We start from the raw sequence: 19,952 nt of genomic DNA on the forward strand, positions 1-19,952 counted from the left end.
GCATGAATATGACTGAAAAGGCAACGCAGAACTTCATCGAGACTTATGAGCGGACGCAAGCCCGCCTTCCCGGCGCAGATAGCTGGCTCTCGCGCCGCCGCGAGACGGCCGTGAAGGCATTCGCGGAAGCCGGGCTGCCGCACCGCCGTCTCGAGGAATGGAAGTATACGGATCTTCGCCAGGTGCTGGAGAAGGCCGCCTTTGCGCCGGCTCCGGCGCATGAGGGGGCTGTCATTTTGCCCGACAGCCGGTCAGCCGCCGCATTCGCCGCGATCGACCGGTATACGGTCGTTTTCGTCAATGGTCGCTATCGCGCGGACCTCTCCCATACGTCGCGGTTGCCTAAGGGTGTCGAGTTGCATCCGCTCGTCGATGTAGTTCATGAACAATGGGCAAGGGATCTCGTCGAGCGCCGTCTCGACGATGGCCGCCAGGCCGAGAATGTTGTTGACCTCAATACGGCCTTGATGAACGACGGCGCATGTCTGCGCATTCGCAAGGGTGTGAAGCTCGACAAGCCGCTTCATCTGCTGTTTTTCACGGCCGATGCCGGTGCGTCCCACACGCGCAACCTCATTCTGATCGAGAACGAAGCGGAAGCGACCATCTTCGAGACGCATGTCGGTGCCGAAGCCGGCTTTGCCAATATCGTGACGGACGTCTCCCTCGCGGAAGGTGCGCGGCTCGGTCATCTGAAACTTCAGGATGAAGCGACGGGCGCTGTCCATCTGGCGACGATGCGCACGCGTCTTGAAGCAAGCGCCCATTTCACGAGCTTCACGCTGACGCTTGGCTGCGGCGTCTCGCGCGGGCAGAATTTTGTGCTTTTCGCGGGCGAGGGCGCCGAAGCCCATGTGAATGGCGCCTATGCGCTCAGAGGCACACAGCATTCCGACCAGTTCTGCGTCATCGATCACGCCGTGCCGGGCTGCACCAGCCATACGCTCTTCAAGGGCGTACTGGACGATTCTTCGGAAGGCGTTTTCCAGGGCAAGGTCATCGTGCGCCCGCATGCGCAGAAAACGGATGGCCGGCAGATGACGCAGGCGCTGCTGCTGTCGCGCAACGCGGCGATGAACGCCAAGCCGGAGCTGGAAATCTATGCCGACGACGTGCAATGCGCACATGGCTCCACCGTCGGCGAACTCTCTCGCGACGCGATATTCTACCTGCGCTCGCGCGGCATACCTGAGCTTCAGGCTCGCCAGCTTCTGATCTCGGCTTTTCTCGATGAAGCTCTCGATCTGGTGCCGCACGAAATGGCGAGAAATGCGCTCAAGTCGTTGACGGACGACTGGTTTGCGGAGGCCCGGGCATGAACAGCCCCGTTCTTGAAACCGGTACCTACGATGTGGCGAGAGTTCGCGCCGATTTTCCCATTCTGTCCCGGGAGGTCTACGGCAAGCCACTCGTCTATCTCGACAACGCCGCCTCCGCTCAGAAGCCGAGGTCGGTGATCGACGCGGTGACGGACGCCTATTCCAACGAATATTCAAATGTGCATCGTGGAATGCACTATTTGTCAAACGCGGCAACCGAGAAATTCGAGCAGGCGCGCGAAACGGCTCGGCGTTTTCTCAATGCTACATCGACGGATGAGATTGTATTCACCTCCGGCGCAACCGACGCGATCAATCTCGTAGCCTCCTCATTTGCGGAGCCAGGGATAAAGCCGGGCGACGAAATCATTCTCTCGGTCATGGAGCATCATTCGAACATCGTGCCGTGGCATTTCCTCCGCGAGCGCCACGGAGCGGTATTGAAATACGTGCCGGTGACGGATGAAGGCGACCTCGATATTGAGGCCTACGGAAAGCTCTTCAGCTCCCGTACGAAGATGGTCGCGCTGACCCAGATGTCGAATGCGCTCGGCACCATAACGCCCATCAAGGCGATGATCCGGACCGCACATGAGCATGGCGTGCCGGTTCTCGTCGACGGCTGCCAGGGCGTCGTCCATATGCCGACCGACGTTCGCGACCTCGATTGCGACTTCCTCGTCTGCTCGGGCCACAAACTCTACGGACCCACGGGTATTGGTCTTCTCTACGGCAAGATCGAGCATCTGAAGGCGATGCGACCCTATCGCGGCGGCGGTGAGATGATCCGCGAGGTTGGCCTCGACAATATTACCTATGCCGCACCGCCGCACCGTTTCGAAGCCGGCACGCCTGCCATCGTTCAGGCCATTGGCCTGGGCGCCGCGCTTTCCTATATTGAATCGGTGGGACGCGACAACATCGCGGCTCATGAGGCGCAACTGCGGGACTATGCGACGCGTCGCCTTTCCGAGATCAACAGTCTGCACATCATCGGTACGACGAAATCGAAAGGCAGCATCGTTTCGTTCGTGATGGAGAACGCACACCCGCACGACATTGCGACGGTAATAGACAGGGCGGGGGTTGCGGTTCGTGCCGGCCATCATTGCGCGCAGCCGGTCATGGAGCGGTTCGGCGTCGGCGCCACGACCCGTGCCTCCTTTGCGATGTACAACACGCTGGAAGAGGTGGACCGCCTCGCCGAGGCGCTCATCGACAGCAAGAAGTTCTTTGGATAAGGATCGCGGCATGTCCGAGGATGCGAACATGATTGGAACGGAAGAGCCGGCGCCGGCCGCCGGGTCGCCGCATGCCTCCGCCATTCCACCGGAAGAGCTTGCACAGCTCACCGACGACATCATTGCCGCTTTGAAGACGGTCTACGATCCCGAAATTCCCGTTGATATTTATGAACTCGGGCTCATCTACAAGGTCGACATTTCAGACGATAGGGACGTCGTGGTCGACATGACGTTGACGGCGCCCGGCTGTCCCGTGGCCGGCACGATGCCGGTCATGGTCGAGGATGCGGTGCGAACCGTCGAAGGTATCGCGGATGTGCGGGTCAACATGACGTTCGATCCCCCATGGGATCCGAGCCGGATGTCGGACGAAGCACGCGTCGCGCTCAACATGTATTGAAGGTACTCGATATGGCGAGATCCATGCCAAAGGCCATCACACTCACGGAAACTGCGGCGGCCCGCATGAAGGAAATCATGGCAGCCTCGGCCGGGAAGTATATCGGCGTGCGCATTGGGGTGAAAAACGGCGGCTGCGCCGGCATGGAATACACGATGGAATATGCCGAGGACGTGCAGCCGCTCGACGAAGTGGTGGAGGATCGGGATGTGAAAATTCTGATCGATCCGAAGGCCGTCCTGTTCCTGCTGGGTACCGAAATGGATTACGCTGAAGACAAGTTCTCGTCGGGATTCCGCTTCAACAATCCAAACCAGACGGATGCTTGCGGCTGCGGCGAGAGCGTTTCGATCACGCCGGCCACCCTCTAGGCCATGGCTGTCAGCGATGAATACAAGGAATTCGTGGCCGATCAGCTTGGGCCTTTAGGGCCTGTCCGCATTCGCAACATGTTCGGCGGCGCGGGCGTCTATCTCGACGATCTGATGTTCGGTCTCATTGTGGGCGAAACGCTTTTCCTGAAGGCCGACGAGCGCAATCGCTCCGACTTCGAAGCCGAGGAAATGGGACCGTTTCTCTACGAGCCGCCTTCGGGCAAAACGGTCGCCATGTCTTACTACGAATTGCCCGAGCGTCTGTACGACGATCCGGATGAGCTTGTTCTCTGGGCGCGCAAGGCACTGGATGCGGCGCTGGCCGCAAAATCGGCACAGCCGGCGCGCAGGAAAACCGCGCGCCCCGGAATCTGAAGCGCGCGGTCATGCCTTATGTTCTTCTTTTCATCGCCGTCATGTTCCTCGCGCTTCTCGCGAGCTGCATCGTCGGCTGAATTTCAGTTCCCCTTGAATTGCGCTGGTCGCTTTTCAAGGAAGGCTCGCACGCCTTCCTTGAAGTCCTCCCCGTTGCCGGCTGTCCGCTGAAGCTGGCGTTCGAGGTTCAACTGCTCTTCATAGGTGTTGTCGGTGCTCTCCCAATAAAGCTGCCGGATCATGCCGAGTGCCTTGGTCGGCCCGTTCGCGAGATCGGCGGCGAGCTTCCTGGCTTCGCCGATCAGGCTCTCGTCGTCGAAAACGCGATTGACGAGACCCCATTGAAGCGCCGTCTCTGCGGGAAGCTTTTCGCCCAGCAGCGAGAGTTCCATTGCGCGCGCCTTGCCGACGAGGCGCGGCAGTATCCATGTCGAACCGCCGTCGGGCACGAGTCCGATGCGGCGGAACGCCTGCAGGAAGTAGGATGAACGGGCACAGAGCACGAGATCGCCCATCAGCGCGAAACTCATGCCGACGCCGGCCGCCGGTCCATTCACCGCCGTTACAAACGGCATCTTCAAGTTGCGCAGGCGACGCAGAAACGGATGATACATCGTCTCAAGCGCGGAGCCGGCATCGGGCCGTGCGCCGGAATTATCGCCGCGTCCCTGCAGGTTGGCTCCTGTGCAGAAGCCTCGTCCCTCGCCCGTCATGATGAGGCAGCGAATTCCGTTCTTCTCGTCTTCCACGGTGTCCATGGCCCGCATGAGGCCGCCCAGCATTTCGGGTGATACCGCGTTCATGACTTCCGGATGATTGAGCGTCAGCGTACCGACGCTGCCGTCGATATCGAGTCTGACCCGTTCGAAATCCATTGCTTTCTCCAGTTCATCTATCGGGATTTTGTTCAGGCTTTGAACTCGGGCTCGCGCTTCGTCAGGAAGGCTTTCACGCCTTCTGCGAAATTCGGATGGTCGCCGAGCACGCCCTGCACGTCGCGTTCATAGTCGAGCTGTTCGGAAAAGCCATTGTTGCCTGCGGCGTCGATCGCTTTGCGAATTTGAGCAAAAGCAGTCGTCGGCCCTTTCGCGAGTTTCGTCGCAACGGCCATCGCCTCGTCCATCAGCGCATCGTCGGCCACGCATTTCCAGATGAGACCCCACTCGGCTGCCGTTTCGGCCGGCAGCTTCTCGCCGGTCATCGCCAGACCGAGCGCGCGCGCCCGGCCGACGAGCCTCGGCAGGTGCCACGTGCAGCCGAGGTCGGGAATGAGCCCCAGTCTTGGCCCGAAGACCTGCACGAACGAAGCGCTCTTCGCGGCGATCGCGATATCGGCGGCAAGCGCTAGCCCGACACCACCGCCGGCCGCGACGCCGTTGACGGCAGAGACAATCGGCTTCGGCAGTGCATAGAGCTCCCGCATCATCGGATTGAAGCCGGTCGTCATGCCATGGGCCACGCCCTCGCCGATAGACATCCCGTTTTCACGTTGTCCCTGTGCGGCAAGATCGGCCCCCGCGCAGAAGCCACGCCCGGCGCCGGTGATGAGTAGCACCCGCGACGCGGAATCCTGCGCAACTTTCGCGACAGCCTCGCGCATATCCGCGATGAATGCCATGTTGATGCTGTTCAGAACTTCCGGCCGGTTCAATGTGAGAAGGGCGATGCCGTCCTTCGTTTCGAGAGTGAGAGTTTCCATAGGCGCTTCGTCCCGTAACCGCTGTTGTTTCGGGCGAGCATACTCATGAGCTGCCCGGCGCGAAAGGCCGCGTGGGCGCGGTGCCGGTCGACCGAGCGTTCCGTTGCGTCAAAGGAGAAAGAGAAGGTCTCCGGGGAGGGTCAGCTCGCCTGAGCTTGCGGAATCTCCGCCATGCAATCCTCGGTCACCACGCGGTTTCGACCGGCATGCTTGGCTTCGTAGAGGCAACCGTCGGCGCGTTCTATCAGGGAGGCGGCATTGTCCCCCGGTCGAAGAAGCGCGATCCCCATCGACATCGTGACCCGGCCGAGAGACTCGCCGGTCGAGCGCTTCACAAGCTCGCGCGCCTGCACCGTCTGACGTACTTTGTTGGCGACAGCTTCGGCCGTTGCGATGTCGGTTGCCGGCATGATGACCGCGAATTCCTCGCCGCCATAGCGCGCCACGAAATGCTGTTCCAATGCGCCGGTTTTCAGGCAGTTCGCAACGAGCCGCAGAACCTGGTCGCCTGTGCGGTGGCCGAACGTGTCGTTGAATTTCTTGAAGTGATCGATATCGCCGATGGCGAGGCAGAGCGGGGCGTCGCTGGTCGCTGCGGCAGAAATCGCGCGCGCCATCGCCTCGTCGAATGCCTTCCGGTTGTTGACTCCGGTGAGCCCGTCGGTGCGTGCCTCGGTATGCGCCTTCTCGAGATTCTGCTGCAGCTCGTCGAGTTCTTTTTTTGTGGCTTGCAGATGCTCTTCAAGCTCGGCGCTCCGGTCCTCCATCTTGCGCGATGCTGTCACGATGGCTTCGACGGCACGGCGTACGTCGTTCGGTGTCGACTGGTTGGTCAAGCCTTCGCTGGCTTCGCGAACCGTGGTGCCGAGGGCGGTGGAGTTGCCAACCGTCTCCTCGATGATTTTCAGGATCTGATTTACTTCCGTATTGAGTTTGACGCCGGTGCTCAGCGTCATGTCGGTAAGCTTGCCTTCGGAGAAGAAGCGCTCCTGCAGCGCCGCAGTCACCTCGACGTCGACCGCATGCCCATTCTCGATGCAGCTGTCGATCTCCTTGTTCAGCTCCGGCAGCTTGCCGGAGACATAGCGGAACCAGATGGAATAGTTTTCAGGGCACGGGGGAATACCGTGATCTGCCATCAGACGAAGCGCCTGGCCGCTCCATTCGGTTGCGAACTCGATGTCTTCGGCCTGCATCACGAAAGCAATCCTCTCCTCGGCCCCGACGGGCCAACGGTTGATCGACACTCGGACGCTAGGATAATTGGGTTACTCCACCGTAAATTATCGCGGAAAATAGCCATTTTCGGGCCATTGCCGCTGCGTCCGGTTTTCGCGGCGCAGTGTGATCGAATGCGTTGCTCGGGGGGCTCTCAAACGGCTGTTTTGTGTATATTCTGGCGAAATCTGCGAATTTTCACGGCCCGTTGCCGGGACCCGGAGCGGGGCGGTTCGAGAGGCCGGTTGAGATAGGCAATCAGTAACGGCGGTCTCAATGCCGTTACGTATCAGGAGGAACCAAATGAGCTTGGCGGAGCAAACGACCCACGAAACGGATTCGGCGACTATTTCGGCCTCCATCCGCGCGATCCTCGACAAACAGAAGGCGGCTCATATCAATGAAGGCCCGGCAAGCGCTGAGCGCCGCATCGACTGGATCGATCGTGCAATCGCGCTCGTCGTGGACAACCAGAAGGAAATCGTGGAGGCGCTCGCCTCCGATTTCGGCCACCGTAGTCATGAACAGACGCTGCTGACCGATGTGATGGGCTCCATCGGGCCGCTGAAGCATGCGAAGAAGCACTTGCGCCAGTGGATGAAGCCCGAGAAGCGGAAGGTACAGTTTCCGCTCGGCTTGCTCGGCGCGAAGGCGCGGGTCGAATATCAGCCGCTCGGCACGGTCGGGATCATCAGCCCCTGGAACTTCCCGGTGAACTTGACCTGGACGCCGCTCGCCGGTGTTTTCGCGGCCGGCAATCGCGCCATGATCAAACCGTCGGAATTCACGCCGGCCACCTCCGAGCTCATGGCGCGCATGCTGCGCGAAGCCTACGACGAAACAGAGGTTGCCGTCGTCACGGGCGGCCCTGCTGTCGGCGAGGCGTTCAGCCGGCAGCCTTTCGACCACCTCCTTTTCACCGGCGCCACCTCGATTGCCTATCATGTCATGCGCGCGGCGGCGGAAAATCTGGTGCCGCTCACGCTGGAGCTGGGCGGCAAGTCCCCCGTAATCGTCTCGAAGTCGGCGAAGATGGACGATGCTGCGGCCCGCATCATGAACGGCAAGACGCTCAATGCCGGTCAGATTTGCCTCGCACCGGACTACGTCTTCATCCCGGAAGGCAAGGTCGAGGAGTTCGTCTCGGAGGCAACGAAGTCGGTCACAAAGATGTTGCCGACCATGAAGGACAATCCCGACTACACTTCGATCATCAACCAGCGCCACTATGACCGCCTTAACGGCCTCGTCGAGGACGCGAGGAGCAAGGGCGCGCGGATCGTCGAGATCAATCCGGCCAATGAGGATTTCAGTCAGCAGCAGGCCCACAAAATCCCGCCGACGCTCGTCCTGAACCCCACGGACGACATGAAGATCATGCAGGACGAGATTTTCGGTCCGCTCTTGCCGGTGAAGACCTACAGGGAAATCGGCGATGTACTCGGCTACGTCAACGCCCATGCGCGTCCGCTCGGCCTCTATTATTTCGGTGCCGACGAGAAGGAAGAACGCACCGTTCTTGACCGGACGACGTCGGGCGGCGTGACCGTAAACGATGTCATCATGCATGTCTCGATGGAGGACCTGCCATTCGGCGGCGTCGGTCCCTCCGGCATGGGTGCCTATCACGGTCTCGATGGCTTCAGGACTTTCAGCCACGCGAAGGCGATCTACACGCAGTCGAAGGCGAAAATGGTTGCGGAGATGTTCCGTCCGCCCTACGGCGCCAAGACCCGCAAGATGCTCGCATCGCAGATCAAGAAGTAGATCACGCAACGGCAACAGCAAAAAGGCGGCTCAGTGAGCCGCCTTTTTATTGAGAGACGATGGTGTTGGATCAGGCGTCTTCCGCCTCGGCTTCCAGTTCCTCGTCGATATCCTTGGTTTTCTTGGGCAGCTTCACGGCGCGCAAAATGAATGCCGGCACGTGATCGCCAAGCCCGACAACCGGTCGGTCGTCGTCCCGCTCGCGTCCCCGTCCGCCGCGTTCCCGCCGCGCGGGGCGTTCTTCGGCTTTGACCGGCTCGGGCTGCGTGTGTTCTTCGCTGCGTTCGGCAGCGGCATCGCTATCGGCTGCCTCTGCCTTCGGTGTCTCGGCCGCTTCGGTCTTGTCCTTGCGGCCGCGTCCGCCTCGGCGTCCACGACTCCGCTTCTCTTCCTTCGGCTCCTCGTCGCACGTCTCGGCGCTCGCTTCGGGAGCTGCTTCCTGCGGTACGGCGAGGGCTTCCTCTTTCGCCGCGGGGATCGGGTTGCCGATCAGCTTTTCGATAGCGGCGAGGTACTTGCCGTCCTCGCGTGTCGCGAGTGTCACGGCCGTACCGCTCTTGCCCGCGCGGCCGGTGCGGCCGATGCGGTGCACGTAGTCTTCCGCATGGCTCGGCACGTCGTAGTTGAACACATGGCTGACATCGGGAATGTCGAGCCCGCGCGCGGCGACGTCGCTCGCCACCAGAAGCCGGATCGTACCCTTGCGGAAGCCGTCCAGCGTCTTGGTGCGCGTCGACTGGTCGAGGTCGCCATGGATGGCGCCCGCCGACAACCCGCTCTTCGATAGCGCCCGCTCCAGCACCGAAACGTCGCGCTTGCGGTTGCAGAAGATGATCGCGTTCTTGACGTTGTCTTCTTCGATCATCCGCTGCAGAACGTCGCGCTTGCCGTCCCGCGTCGTCTTGACGAGAACCTGCGTGATCGTCGCGCCGGTGGAAGACGGGCGCGCCACTTCGATCCGCTCCGGATTATGCAGGAAGGTATCGGTCAGCCGCTGGATTTCGGGCGGCATTGTCGCCGAGAAGAACAGCGTCTGCCGCGTAAAGGGCAGCTTCTTGCAGATTTCCTCGATATCGGGAATGAAGCCCATGTCGAGCATGCGGTCGGCTTCGTCGATCACAAAAATTTGCACGCCCGTCAGCAGCACCTTGCCTCGGCCACAATGGTCGAGGAGGCGGCCGGGCGTTGCGATCAGCACGTCGACGCCGCGATCGAGTTTCTTTTCCTGGTCGCCGAACGAAACGCCGCCGATGAGCAAAGCCATCGAAAGCTTGTTGTATTTGCCGTAGGTCTCGAAATTCTCGGCGACCTGTGCGGCCAGTTCGCGGGTCGGCTCGAGGATCAGCGAGCGCGGCATGCGTGCCTTGGCACGGCCTCGCGACAGCTTGTCGATCATCGGCAGCGTGAAGGAGGCAGTCTTGCCTGTGCCCGTCTGGGCGATGCCGAGCACGTCGCGCCCGGCCAGAACATGGGGAATGGCCTGAGCCTGGATAGGCGTCGGCACTGTATAACCGGTTTCAGCTACAGCTTTCAGTACCTCTGGCGCGAGGCCGAGTTCGTCAAATGTCATTCAGGAAGCCCTATACACCGTTGATGTGCTGCCCGTGGTGGCCCACTTTCAGGGCCCGTGGACGGAACCTCCGCGAACGGATCGGGGAGGGTGAGCAGCTCGTAGCGCGTTGTTAAGCGGTCGCGCAGACCCGCAAGTATGCGCGGAACATAGGGATTATCGACAAATTGTCAACCTGACCGGCAGTCAACCGCCGGTCGGGCGGCTTATTCGACGCCGGTAGATGCGAGAATATCTGCAATTGTGACGTGGATGCCGCGCTTGCTTGTCAGATATCGAGATCGTGGGCGAATGCCGCCCGCTCCTGGATGAACTGGAACCGCAGCTCCGGTTTGTTCCCCATCAGCCGTTCGATGGCGCTGCTCGTCTCCTTCGCATCCGCCTCCGGCACGACGACCCGCATCAGCGTCCGTTTTCCCCGTGCCATTGTCGTCTCCTTGAGTTGCGCCGGCATCATTTCGCCGAGCCCCTTGAAGCGGCTGATCTCAACCTTGCCTCGCGTCGCGAATTCCTTTTTGAGCAATTCGTCCTTGTGGGCGTCGTCGCGTGCGTAAAGCGTCTTCCCGCCTTGCGTCAGCTTGTAGAGGGGGGGCACCGCCATATAGAGATGCCCCTGCCGGATGAGTTCCGGAAGCTCCCGATAGAAGAACGTAATGAGGAGCGACGCGATATGCGCGCCGTCCACGTCGGCGTCGGTCATGATGATGACCTTGTCGTAGCGGAGATCGGCCTGCCGGTAATGCGATCCGGTGCGGACGCCGAGCGCCTGGATGAGATCGGAAATCTGCTGGCTCTGTGCCAGTTTCGCGCCGCTGGCGCTTGCGACATTCAGTATCTTGCCGCGCAGAGGCAATATGGCCTGGCTCGCGCGGTCGCGTGCCTGCTTCGCGGAGCCGCCGGCACTGTCGCCTTCGACGAGAAAGATTTCCGAGCCGTCCGCCGCCGACTGGCTGCAATCGGCGAGCTTGCCGGGCAGGCGCAGTTTCCGCGTCGCGCTCTTGCGCGCCACATCCTTCTCCTGCCGCCGCCGAAGCCTGTCGTCGGCGCGGTCGATCACCCAGTCGAGCAGCTTGTTTGCCTGTTGAGGCGCCGCCGTCAGCCAATGGTCGAAATGGTCGCCGATGGCGCGCTCGACGAGACGCTGCGCTTCCGCGCTCGCCAGCTTCTCCTTTGTCTGTCCCTGGAATTCCGGCTCGCGAATGAACACGGAAAGCATCGCGCCAGCCGTGCCGAGAACGTCCTCGGCCTGTATCTGCCCCGCCTTCTTGTTGCCCACCATGTCGGCATAGGCCTTCAGCCCCTTGGTTAGCGCCGCGCGCAGCCCCGCCTCATGTGTGCCGCCTTCCGCCGTCGGCACGGTGTTGCAATAGGAGTTGAGAAACCCGTCGCCGCCGCCGAACCACGCGATCGCCCATTCCACTGAGCCGTGGCTTCCCGCCCGCGAGACCTTTCCGGTAAAGGGCTCCGCCGTCACCGTGTCGTAGCCGTTGATCGATGCCTTGAGGTAGTCGACGAGACCGCCCGGAAAATGCAGTACGTCGTTCGCTGGCGTGTCGTCCTTCTCGCCGATGAGTTCCGGCGCACAGTTCCACCGGATTTCGACACCGCCAAAAAGATAGGCCTTCGAGCGCGCCATCTTGTAGAGGCGCTTCGGAATAAAATGTGCGCCTTTACCGAAGATATCGGGATCCGGATGGAACGTAATACGCGTGCCTCGCCGGTTCTGCACGCGACCCTTGTCCGTGAGCTTCGATGTCGGCGTGCCGCGCACGTAGCTCTGCGTGTAAAGGGTCTGGTCGCGCGCGACCTCGACCTCGAAACGGTCTGACAGCGCGTTCACCACCGAGACACCCACGCCGTGCAGGCCGCCCGATGTCTCATAGGCCTTGCCGCCGAACTTGCCGCCGGAATGGAGCGTCGTGAGAATGACTTCCAGCGCCGACTTGTTCTTGAACTTCGGATGCGGGTCCACGGGGATACCGCGGCCATTGTCGGCGACGGTGAGGCTTCCGTCTTCCGAGACGCTCACGTCGATCCAGTTGGCATGGCCGGCAACGGCCTCGTCCATGGAGTTGTCGAGCACTTCCGCGAAGAGGTGATGCAGCGCCTTCTCGTCGGTGCCGCCGATATACATGCCCGGCCGCCGCCGCACGGGCTCCAGTCCCTCCAGAACCTCGATATCCTTGGCGGAATAGGTGCCATCGTCCCGTGGCGCCGCTTTCGCGGCTCTCGCGGGTTTCGCCGCTTTGGGGGCGGCGGCAAAGAGATCGGCTGTATCGTCGGATTTGCTCGTCTTGCGGGCGGCCATGAACTCGAAACTTTATGTGGAGAATCAATCGCGATTGTAAGGCGCGGTGAAGGCTGCGCCAATCTTGCGACTTTTGCCATTCCGGCCGGCGTGAGGCCAGCTTAATCGGCTTCCACGATCTCGTAGTCGATCGGCTTGAAGGCATAATTGTTCGACTGTTCCGCCGAACAGGCCGTGAGGCCGATGATAAGGTCCATTTTCGCCTCGATCACAAGATAGTCGCCCGCGCGGCTCAACGGCGGCTCGACCCTCAGCACGCCGGTCTCGGCGTCGATCGGCACATTCATGAAGACATTGAAGGCCGTCGGTATCCGGTCCGGGCCGATCCCGTAGGGAGCGAGTGCTTCGGCGAGATTGCCGAAGCAGCCGCGATGAGGATGCTCATGGCCGTAGATGATGCGGAACGTGTCGGCGGAGCAGGGCGTCAGCAGGAAGTCGTGACGGCCCACCTTGTCCTCCACGATTTCGAACATGATGCGGCTGCGGTTGGAATAGACGGGGTCGCCGGCCGTGAGATAAATCCTGCTCAGGTAATCGAGCGTCCGCCCGTTCGACAGCACTTCGTCCGTATCGTCCCGGTTGAACGCGACCAGGTCGGCGACCTGTTCCCCCTCCGGATCTGTTATCTTGAGACGCGCCCCTTTTGGCAGCACGAATGCCACGCCCGAGCGTGGCGGAATGCGCTTGATCTTTCCGGTCATGCGCGAACGAAGGGGCAGCGCCAGTCGTCATCGACCGCCCGCCCGCTATATTGTCGCGCCTCGCTGACGGTGCCGTGCTCGGCGATCATCGGGTTCGGTGTCCCATCCAGTTTCACATCGCGGTCAATGATGGTTTCCTTGATCCGCCCATATTGTCCTCTTGCCCTCAAATCCTGAAATTGTTCGTGCAGGTTGAACACGATGGCCGGGTGGGGGAGTCGCCGCGCCGTTCGGCTCGAACCGGGGTGAAGGCCGACGATGAAGAACGCATGCCCACCCAGGCTGAAGCCGAAATTGGGAGATTCCGGATCGGCGCTCACCTCGCTGCTCCACGCGAATGTTTCGGCATCGAGTCGGTGCAGCGCATTCAGCCGTGCCCAGAGATGTGCCTCGAATGTCGCTTCGTCGAGATCGCGCGGTCCCTGAAAGAGCGCGGCAAAGCTCGTGAACATTTTGGGCTCCGCTTCATGGTCGCGCAGGAACCCGTGAACGGCATTGAGAATTTTCCGGTCGCCGCCGGCGCACCGGATGTCCGCCGCCGTGACCAGCGTCAACTGATCGCGCGACAACGTCGATTTCGCGCCCACGCACGGGAAATCGGTCTGTCTGATAAAGTCGCGAAACTCCTCGCACAGGCTTTCATCGCCCTGCGTCATGGCATCACCGCATATTGCTGAACCGGGATTTCTCTCGTGGCCATATAACGGACGCCTCCTCGAAGGGTTCCGTTGGCGCGGAAGGCGGCTTGTGTCAAAGTCGCAAAAACCGCACTGCCTTATGGGAACCCCATGTCCGAAAATGTCGATATTTCCTCGCCGCTGACGCTGCCTTGTGGCGCTACGCTGAAGAACCGCATCGCCAAGGGAGCAATGACCGAGGGGCTGGGCGATTCGCTGAACCGCGCGACCGAGGGGCATGTCCGCCTCTACCGCCGCTGGGCGGAAGGCGGTGCGGGGATGCTTCTCACCGGCAACGTGCAGGTCGACCGGCGCTGCATGGAGCGGCCCGGCAATGTCGCCATCGACGGCCCTCAATCGAATGAGGCCATCGTGGCGCTTCGCAGTTACGCGAAAGCGGGAACGGCGAACGACACGCATCTCTGGATGCAGATTTCGCATGCGGGACGCCAGACGCCCGCTTCCGTCAACAAGGAACCGCTTGCCCCCTCCGCAACGCCGCTCGCGATGCCGGGCGGACAGTTCGGAACGCCGCGCGCGATGACGGGCGCCGAGATCGAGGACGTGATCCGCCGCTTCGCCTTCGCCGCGACCGTCGCCCGCGACACCGGCTTCACCGGCGTTCAGGTGCATGGCGCGCATGGCTACCTGATTTCCGAATTCCTTTCGCCGGATGTGAATGTCCGCACCGATGAATGGGGCGGCAGTCTGGAAAATCGCGCACGGCTTCTGCTGGAGGTTGTGCGTGCGATCCGCCGCGCCGTCGGAGCCGATTTCCCCATCTCCGTGAAGCTCAATTCCGCCGACTTTCAGCGCGGCGGTTTCAGCCATGAAGACGCAATCACCGTCGCCACATGGCTCAACGCAGAAGGTCTCGATCTTCTCGAGATATCCGGCGGCACCTATGAACAGCCCCGCCTCGTCGGTCTCGACGACATGACGCTCCACCCGGAAAAATCCGAGACGCGCAAGGAAAGCACTATCGCGCGCGAAGCTTACTTCCTCGAATATGCGAAAGACATCCGTGCCGCCGTAACCATGCCGCTGATGGTCACTGGTGGTTTTCGGACACTTGCGGGCATGAACGCGGCGCTCCAGTCCTGTACCGTCGACATGATCGGTCTCGCGCGTCCTCTCTGCGTCGATCCCGCCGTCCCCGCGAAACTCCTGGCGGGCACGGTGCGGCAGACGGCGATGTATGAGAAGACGCTTCGCATCGGGCCCGGCATTCTCGGTCCCCACAGCCGTTTCAATCTCGTCAAGGCGATGAATGGCTGGGGGCAGCAAGGCTGGTTCTGCCTGCAGCTTCTGCGCATGGGTGAGGGCAAGGACCCAGACCCAAAGATGGGCGTCTTCTCCGCCTTCAGAAACTACGCGAAGAACGAGGCGAAGACCGCCGCCGCGCTTCAGCGCTAGAGGGGCGGACTGAACCGATGGAGAGCGTGGAAGGCCACAAGGTCGGTTTCGGCCGCCGGCAGATCGTTGGATGGCTGCTCGGCCCGCTGATGCTTTTGCTTACCTTTATCGTGCCCGCGCCGGAGGGTCTGAGCCAGCTTGGCTGGCACACAGCGGGAGTTGCCGCCCTGATGGCGGTCTGGTGGATCGCGGAGCCCATTCCCATTCCGGCGACCTCGCTCCTGCCGATGATCCTCTTTCCGCTCATCGGCATCGTCGACATTCGCGCCGCCGCCGCGCCCTACGCCCATCCCATCATTTATCTTTTCTTCGGCGGCTTTCTCCTCGCGCTGGCGATGGAACGCTGGAACCTTCACCGCCGGATAGCGCTCGGCCTGATCGGCGTCATGGGAACGAAGCCGACGCACATCGTCGCCGGCTTCATGGTTGCTGCCGCCTTTCTGAGCATGTGGGTCAGCAACACCGCGACGACGCTGATGATGCTGCCAATCGCGCTCTCGGTCATCGCGCTGCTCGAGGCGCAAGCGACCGACGGGAAGGCGAAGGACGCGGCGGCGAAGTTCTCCCTCGTTCTTCTTCTTGCTGTCGCCTACAGCGCCACGATCGGTGGTCTCGGCACCCTGATCGGCACGCCGCCGAATGCGCTGCTCGCGGCCTTCCTCAGCCAGACTTACGGTTTCCAGATCGGTTTCGGCGAATGGATGCTGGTCGGCGTTCCCGTCGTCATCGTCGGTGTGCCGTTGGCATGGTTCCTGATGACGCGCGTCATCTTCCGTCTCTCGTCCATTGAGATCGAGGGTGCCGCCGGCGTCATTGCCGCCGAGCGCGGCAAGCTTGGCCGCATCACGCGCCAGGAAATTGCCGTTGCCGTCATCTTTGCATGCACGGCTCTTGGCTGGATCACGCAGCCGTTGATTGCCAAAGTGCTGCCCTTCGTTTCCGACACCGGCATCGCACTCATGGGCGGCTTCGCGCTCTTCCTCGTGCCGGTCGATGCGCGTAAGGGCATCTTCCTCATGGACTGGCAGACGGCCAAACGCGCACCCTGGGATGTCTTCCTGCTTTTTGGCGGCGGCCTCAGCCTCGCGTCAGGCATCGAGGCGCATGGCGTTGCTGCCTGGCTCGGCTCTCTCTTCGACGGCGCGGGCGGCATGCCCACGCTGCTGCTCGTCGCACTTGTCTGCATGCTGATCCTGATGCTCACCGAACTCACCAGCAACACGGCGACGGCGGCGACGTTCCTGCCCGTCATCGCCGCGGTCGCCATAACCATCGGCGAAAATCCGCTGCTGCTTCTCGTTCCGGCTGCAATGGCCGCCAACTGTTCGTTCATGATGCCCGTGGGCACGCCGCCCAACGCCATCGTGTTCGGAAGCGGCCGCATCACGTTGCCACAAATGGCGCAGGCGGGCTGGTGGCTCAACGTCGCCTTCGTGTTTCTGATCGTCGGAATGGTCTATGTGCTCGGGCCCATCGTCTTCGGCATCGAACCGGGGGTATTGCCTGACTGGGCCCGCAACCCGGTTGATGCCTCATAGGGGCTTCGCACGGGAAAGCACGAAGTCCATGCGGCTCTCGATACTCGCTTTCGGCAGTTCGACGGGTTCATAGCCTGCCTGCACATAGGCGGCGCGGATCGCATCATGCGTGGCGATGGCCTCGGCAAAACCCTGCCGGCGCTCGGTATCGGCCGTATAGATGTCCTCCCACGGAGGCGCGACGAACACCAGGCTGTTGTACCTGTGGAGCGCAATCGCGCGCTCGATATGGGCCGGCACGCTCGCGCCGATCAGCTGGCTGTAACCGGAGAGGTCCGGCAGCCCTCGGTCGAAGAAGACGATCCTCGTTTCTGTCGTCATCCTCCTGTAGCTCTCGATAGCATGGTCGAACATCAACTCGCGATAGGCGATCCTGTCGCCGTCATGCGTCGCGTTGCCGCCGGACTGCCTCTGCTCGCGGATGATCCTGCGCCCGGCCTCCTCGACATGAGGGTAGCCGCGCCGGGTGAGCGCTTCGATCAGGCTCGTCTTGCCGGCCCCCGGCCCTCCGGTGAGGACGAAAAAATTGGCGTGAACAGCCTTCAACGCGGACTCCCGTGCTTGAACAATGCCGGCGATACGCGCAGACAAAACGCTCGCGCCGCCACATGACGGTGAAAAAGAGAGGGAGTGGAAAGTGGAGGGGGAGAATGCGGGAAAAGGGATGAGCCCTATGGCGCAACCCCGCTCAACGGAAGCCCCGGTTTCCTGTCAGGCGTTCCTCGCGGGGTTGCTATTGGATGTGCTGCTTGCACTCGCCCGAGCTGATGAGCCGGGCCTTTCTCCATTACCTTTTTGCCTGCGCGCTCAATTAGCATGAGCTGACGTCAGTGTTTCTTCGCGCTTTTCCCTTGGCCTATAAGATTTGCTGACCGGCCACGCATCAGAACAGCGTCAGGTCTTGGCTATGTGTCTTGGTCGCTTTCATTTCACCGAAAGTCGAATTGCGTCGGTGGAGCCATCTTCTAAACCTCCTCCTTCGTTAGACAAGGAAATGCTACGCCTTTACGAACGAAGAGGTCAAATAGAATAGGCATTTCCCGTAATGGACATGAGTCAGCTTTGTTGACCGATCTTCGGAATAGTCTCTATACGGATTGAATGGTTTCTCTTCCAACGAAAAAGGCCGGAGCTTTCGCCCCGGCCTTGTCCGTCTCAAGTCGGCCCGTTGGGCCGAGCGGTATTAGACCGAATAGTACATGTCGTATTCGACCGGGTGCGGCGTCATTTCGTAACGCATGCACTCTTCCCACTTCAGTTCCAGATAGGCGTCGATCTGGTCGTCCGTGAAGACGTTGCCCTTCGTCAGGAACTTGCGGTCGGCGTCGACGGCGATCAGAGCTTCGCGGAGCGAGCCGCAAACCGTCGGGATCTCCTTCAGCTCTTCCGGCGGAAGGTGATAGAGGTCCTTGTCCATCGGACCGCCCGGATCGATCTTGTTCTCGATACCGTCGAGGCCAGCCATCAGCATCGCCGCGAAAGCGAGATAGGGGTTCGCCGTCGGATCGGGGAAGCGGATTTCGATGCGCTTCGACTTCGGCGACGTGCCGTGCGGAATGCGGCAGGAGGCCGAGCGGTTGCGCGCCGAATAGGCAAGCAACACCGGGGCTTCATAGCCCGGCACGAGGCGCTTGTAGCTGTTGGTCGAGGGGTTCGTGAAGGCGTTGAGCGCCTTCGCATGCTTCAGGATGCCGCCGATGTACCACAGGCATTCCTGGCTGAGGTCGGCATACTTGTTGCCGGCGAAGACCGGCTTGCCGTCCTTCCAGATCGACTGGTGGCAATGCATGCCCGAACCGTTGTCGCCGAACACGGGCTTCGGCATGAACGTCGCCGACTTGCCGAACGCCTGCGCCACGTTGTGGATCACATACTTGTAGATCTGCATGTGGTCCGCGGCCGTGGTCAGCGTCTGGAACTTCGTTCCGAGTTCGTGCTGAGCGGCGGCGACTTCGTGGTGATGCTTCTCGATCTTCACGCCCATCTCTTCCATGACCGTCAGCATTTCGCCGCGGAGGTCCTGGCACGAGTCGATCGGGTTGGCCGGAAAATAGCCGCCCTTGGTGCGCGGACGATGGCCGAGATTGCCCGTTTCGTAATGCGTGTCGGTGTTGGTCGGAAGCTCGATGGAGTCGACCTCGAAGCCCGTCTTGTAGGGCGAGGTCGAGAACTTCACGTCGTCGAAGATGAAGAATTCGGCTTCCGGGCCGAACACGATCGTGTCGCCGATGCCGGTCGACTTCAGATACGCCTCGGCGAGTTTGGCCGTGCCGCGCGGATCGCGGGAATAGAGTTCGCCGGTGGACGGCTCGAGAATGTCGCAGAAAACGGCGAGCGTCGTCTGCGCATAGAACGGGTCGATCGTCGCGGTGTTCGGATCGGGAAGGAGAACCATGTCCGACTCGTTGATCGCCTTCCAGCCCGCGATCGACGAGCCGTCGAACATCGTGCCCTCCGCGAAGAAATCGTCGTCGCAGAAGCCGATGTCGAACGTCACGTGCTGCATCTTGCCGCGCGGATCGGTAAAGCGCAGGTCGACGTACTTGACGTCCTTTTCCTTGATGATTTGCTGAATGGATTTGTCAGCCATAAGTTCCTCTTTTCCCTGTTTTCGGGTCGATTGAAGTATCGGGTATCTACCCGCCGTATACGTTTCGCGCAGCCATAGGGGCCGCCGCGTCCCGGGCCTTATCTGATGATCGCCAGCTAAGCCCCCTTAGATTGCCTCCACGCCCGTTTCGCCGGTACGGATGCGGATCGACTCTTCGATATTGGAGATGAAGATCTTGCCGTCGCCGATGCGCCCGGTGCGCGCCGCCTGCTGGATCGCTTCCACGGCCTTCGCGACCATCTCGTCGTTGAGCACGACCTCGATCTTCACCTTGGGCAGAAAATCGACGACATATTCGGCGCCGCGATAGAGCTCGGTGTGCCCCTTCTGGCGGCCGAAACCTTTTGCCTCGGTAACGGTGATGCCTTGCAGCCCCACTTCCTGCAGCGCCTCTTTCACTTCGTCGAGCTTGAACGGCTTGATGATCGCCTCGATCTTTTTCATTCGCTCACTTCCTTAGTCATGGGGCTCGCCGCCCGCATCCATATGTGGAGGGAATAGCACGGCTCGTGCCAACCCGGGCACAGTCGGAAAAGCCTTTTGAATCAGATGGTTGGAATCCTGCACGGCGCAGGATGCCCCCATTTTGGGCAGCATGAATGCACAAAATATCATCACTTTGTTCAAAAAACAGGCTGTCCCTTAACGATATCTCGCCGCCAGCCGAAAAATGGCGGAGACGCGAGCATTTGAGCCGAGATTGACAGCGAGCGCCATGCCCGCGACAACGCCTGC

Annotated in this window: 18 protein-coding genes; 8 read left to right on the plus strand and 10 right to left on the minus strand. The window is 61.2% G+C overall.

The genetic code is table 11. The annotated features are described in order from the left end of the window. Positions 1-2 precede the first annotated feature (2 nt). Genes sufD through Q8S60_RS03815 form a run of 5 tightly spaced genes read left to right on the plus strand, consistent with a single transcriptional unit; the run spans position 3 to position 3,712 of the window. On the plus strand, positions 3-1,319 hold the full coding sequence (sufD, locus tag Q8S60_RS03795) for a Fe-S cluster assembly protein SufD (RefSeq protein WP_305277591.1): 1,317 nt from the start codon (positions 3-5) through the stop codon (positions 1,317-1,319). Continuing rightward, positions 1,316-2,560 carry a cysteine desulfurase gene (locus tag Q8S60_RS03800; protein ID WP_305668379.1) on the plus strand — a complete coding sequence of 415 codons (1,245 nt, stop codon included), beginning with the start codon at positions 1,316-1,318 and terminating at the stop codon, positions 2,558-2,560. The genes sufD and Q8S60_RS03800 overlap by 4 nt, the downstream gene beginning before the upstream one ends. Before the next feature lie 10 nt (positions 2,561-2,570). Further along, complete coding sequence (locus Q8S60_RS03805) at positions 2,571-2,963, plus strand: SUF system Fe-S cluster assembly protein (RefSeq protein ID WP_370867288.1); 393 nt, start codon at positions 2,571-2,573, stop codon at positions 2,961-2,963. Between the two features lie 23 nt (positions 2,964-2,986). Further along, positions 2,987-3,334, plus strand: coding sequence for an iron-sulfur cluster assembly accessory protein (locus Q8S60_RS03810; RefSeq protein WP_305277594.1), 348 nt, complete (start codon positions 2,987-2,989; stop codon positions 3,332-3,334). Positions 3,335-3,337: 3 nt separating this feature from the next. After that, complete coding sequence (locus Q8S60_RS03815) at positions 3,338-3,712, plus strand: TfoX/Sxy family protein (protein ID WP_305277595.1); 375 nt, start codon at positions 3,338-3,340, stop codon at positions 3,710-3,712. Between the two features lie 83 nt (positions 3,713-3,795). Here Q8S60_RS03815 and Q8S60_RS03820 read toward each other — a convergent pair whose 3' ends face one another. From Q8S60_RS03820 to Q8S60_RS03830, 3 genes are all read right to left on the minus strand, one after another. After that, a complete protein-coding gene (locus Q8S60_RS03820) occupies positions 3,796-4,587 on the minus strand; it encodes an enoyl-CoA hydratase/isomerase (RefSeq protein ID WP_305277596.1) in 792 nt (263 codons plus the stop codon). Between the two features lie 32 nt (positions 4,588-4,619). After that, positions 4,620-5,411 carry an enoyl-CoA hydratase-related protein gene (locus Q8S60_RS03825; RefSeq protein WP_305277597.1) on the minus strand — a complete coding sequence of 264 codons (792 nt, stop codon included), beginning with the start codon at positions 5,409-5,411 and terminating at the stop codon, positions 4,620-4,622. Positions 5,412-5,551: 140 nt separating this feature from the next. After that, a complete protein-coding gene (locus Q8S60_RS03830) occupies positions 5,552-6,607 on the minus strand; it encodes a GGDEF domain-containing protein (RefSeq protein WP_305278272.1) in 1,056 nt (351 codons plus the stop codon). 325 nt (positions 6,608-6,932) lie between these two features. Here Q8S60_RS03830 and Q8S60_RS03835 point away from each other — a divergent pair, with 325 nt between their 5' ends. Next, positions 6,933-8,396 carry a coniferyl aldehyde dehydrogenase gene (locus tag Q8S60_RS03835; protein ID WP_305277598.1) on the plus strand — a complete coding sequence of 488 codons (1,464 nt, stop codon included), beginning with the start codon at positions 6,933-6,935 and terminating at the stop codon, positions 8,394-8,396. A gap of 70 nt (positions 8,397-8,466) precedes the next feature. Here the strand turns inward: Q8S60_RS03835 and Q8S60_RS03840 are convergent, their stop codons facing one another. The 4 genes from Q8S60_RS03840 to gntA all read right to left on the minus strand — a co-directional run bounded on the left by Q8S60_RS03840 (position 8,467) and on the right by gntA (position 13,631). After that, positions 8,467-9,966, minus strand: coding sequence for a DEAD/DEAH box helicase (locus tag Q8S60_RS03840; protein ID WP_305277599.1), 1,500 nt, complete (start codon positions 9,964-9,966; stop codon positions 8,467-8,469). A 268-nt stretch (positions 9,967-10,234) separates the two neighbouring features. Then, positions 10,235-12,274 (minus strand): DNA topoisomerase IV subunit B, encoded by a 2,040-nt coding sequence (gene parE / locus Q8S60_RS03845; protein WP_305277600.1) that lies wholly within the window; start codon positions 12,272-12,274, stop codon positions 10,235-10,237. Positions 12,275-12,375: 101 nt separating this feature from the next. Then, positions 12,376-12,975: an urea carboxylase-associated family protein gene (locus Q8S60_RS03850; RefSeq protein ID WP_305277601.1), complete on the minus strand. Its 600-nt coding sequence runs from the start codon at positions 12,973-12,975 to the stop codon at positions 12,376-12,378. Then, positions 12,972-13,631, minus strand: coding sequence for a guanitoxin biosynthesis heme-dependent pre-guanitoxin N-hydroxylase GntA (gene gntA, locus Q8S60_RS03855; protein ID WP_305277602.1), 660 nt, complete (start codon positions 13,629-13,631; stop codon positions 12,972-12,974). The genes Q8S60_RS03850 and gntA overlap by 4 nt, the downstream gene beginning before the upstream one ends. Before the next feature lie 132 nt (positions 13,632-13,763). Here gntA and Q8S60_RS03860 point away from each other — a divergent pair, with 132 nt between their 5' ends. Continuing rightward, a complete protein-coding gene (locus tag Q8S60_RS03860; RefSeq protein ID WP_305277603.1) occupies positions 13,764-15,068 on the plus strand; it encodes an NADH:flavin oxidoreductase/NADH oxidase family protein in 1,305 nt (434 codons plus the stop codon). Positions 15,069-15,085: 17 nt separating this feature from the next. Further along, the gene (locus tag Q8S60_RS03865) at positions 15,086-16,606 is read left to right on the plus strand and encodes a DASS family sodium-coupled anion symporter (RefSeq protein WP_305277604.1); all 1,521 of its coding nucleotides are present in this window, start codon (positions 15,086-15,088) and stop codon (positions 16,604-16,606) included. Here Q8S60_RS03865 and Q8S60_RS03870 read toward each other — a convergent pair. From Q8S60_RS03870 to Q8S60_RS03880, 3 genes are all read right to left on the minus strand, one after another. Beyond that, on the minus strand, positions 16,601-17,152 hold the full coding sequence (locus Q8S60_RS03870) for an AAA family ATPase (RefSeq protein WP_305668380.1): 552 nt from the start codon (positions 17,150-17,152) through the stop codon (positions 16,601-16,603). The genes Q8S60_RS03865 and Q8S60_RS03870 overlap by 6 nt on opposite strands. Before the next feature lie 637 nt (positions 17,153-17,789). Beyond that, a complete protein-coding gene (gene glnA, locus Q8S60_RS03875; RefSeq protein WP_305668381.1) occupies positions 17,790-19,196 on the minus strand; it encodes a type I glutamate--ammonia ligase in 1,407 nt (468 codons plus the stop codon). A 126-nt stretch (positions 19,197-19,322) separates the two neighbouring features. Continuing rightward, positions 19,323-19,661, minus strand: coding sequence for a P-II family nitrogen regulator (locus tag Q8S60_RS03880; RefSeq protein WP_012112176.1), 339 nt, complete (start codon positions 19,659-19,661; stop codon positions 19,323-19,325). Positions 19,662-19,952: the final 291 nt, after the last annotated feature.

Origin of the sequence: Parvibaculum sp., from assembly GCF_030694575.1 — a bacterium.
In the GTDB taxonomy this organism is placed as follows: domain Bacteria; phylum Pseudomonadota; class Alphaproteobacteria; order Parvibaculales; family Parvibaculaceae; genus Parvibaculum.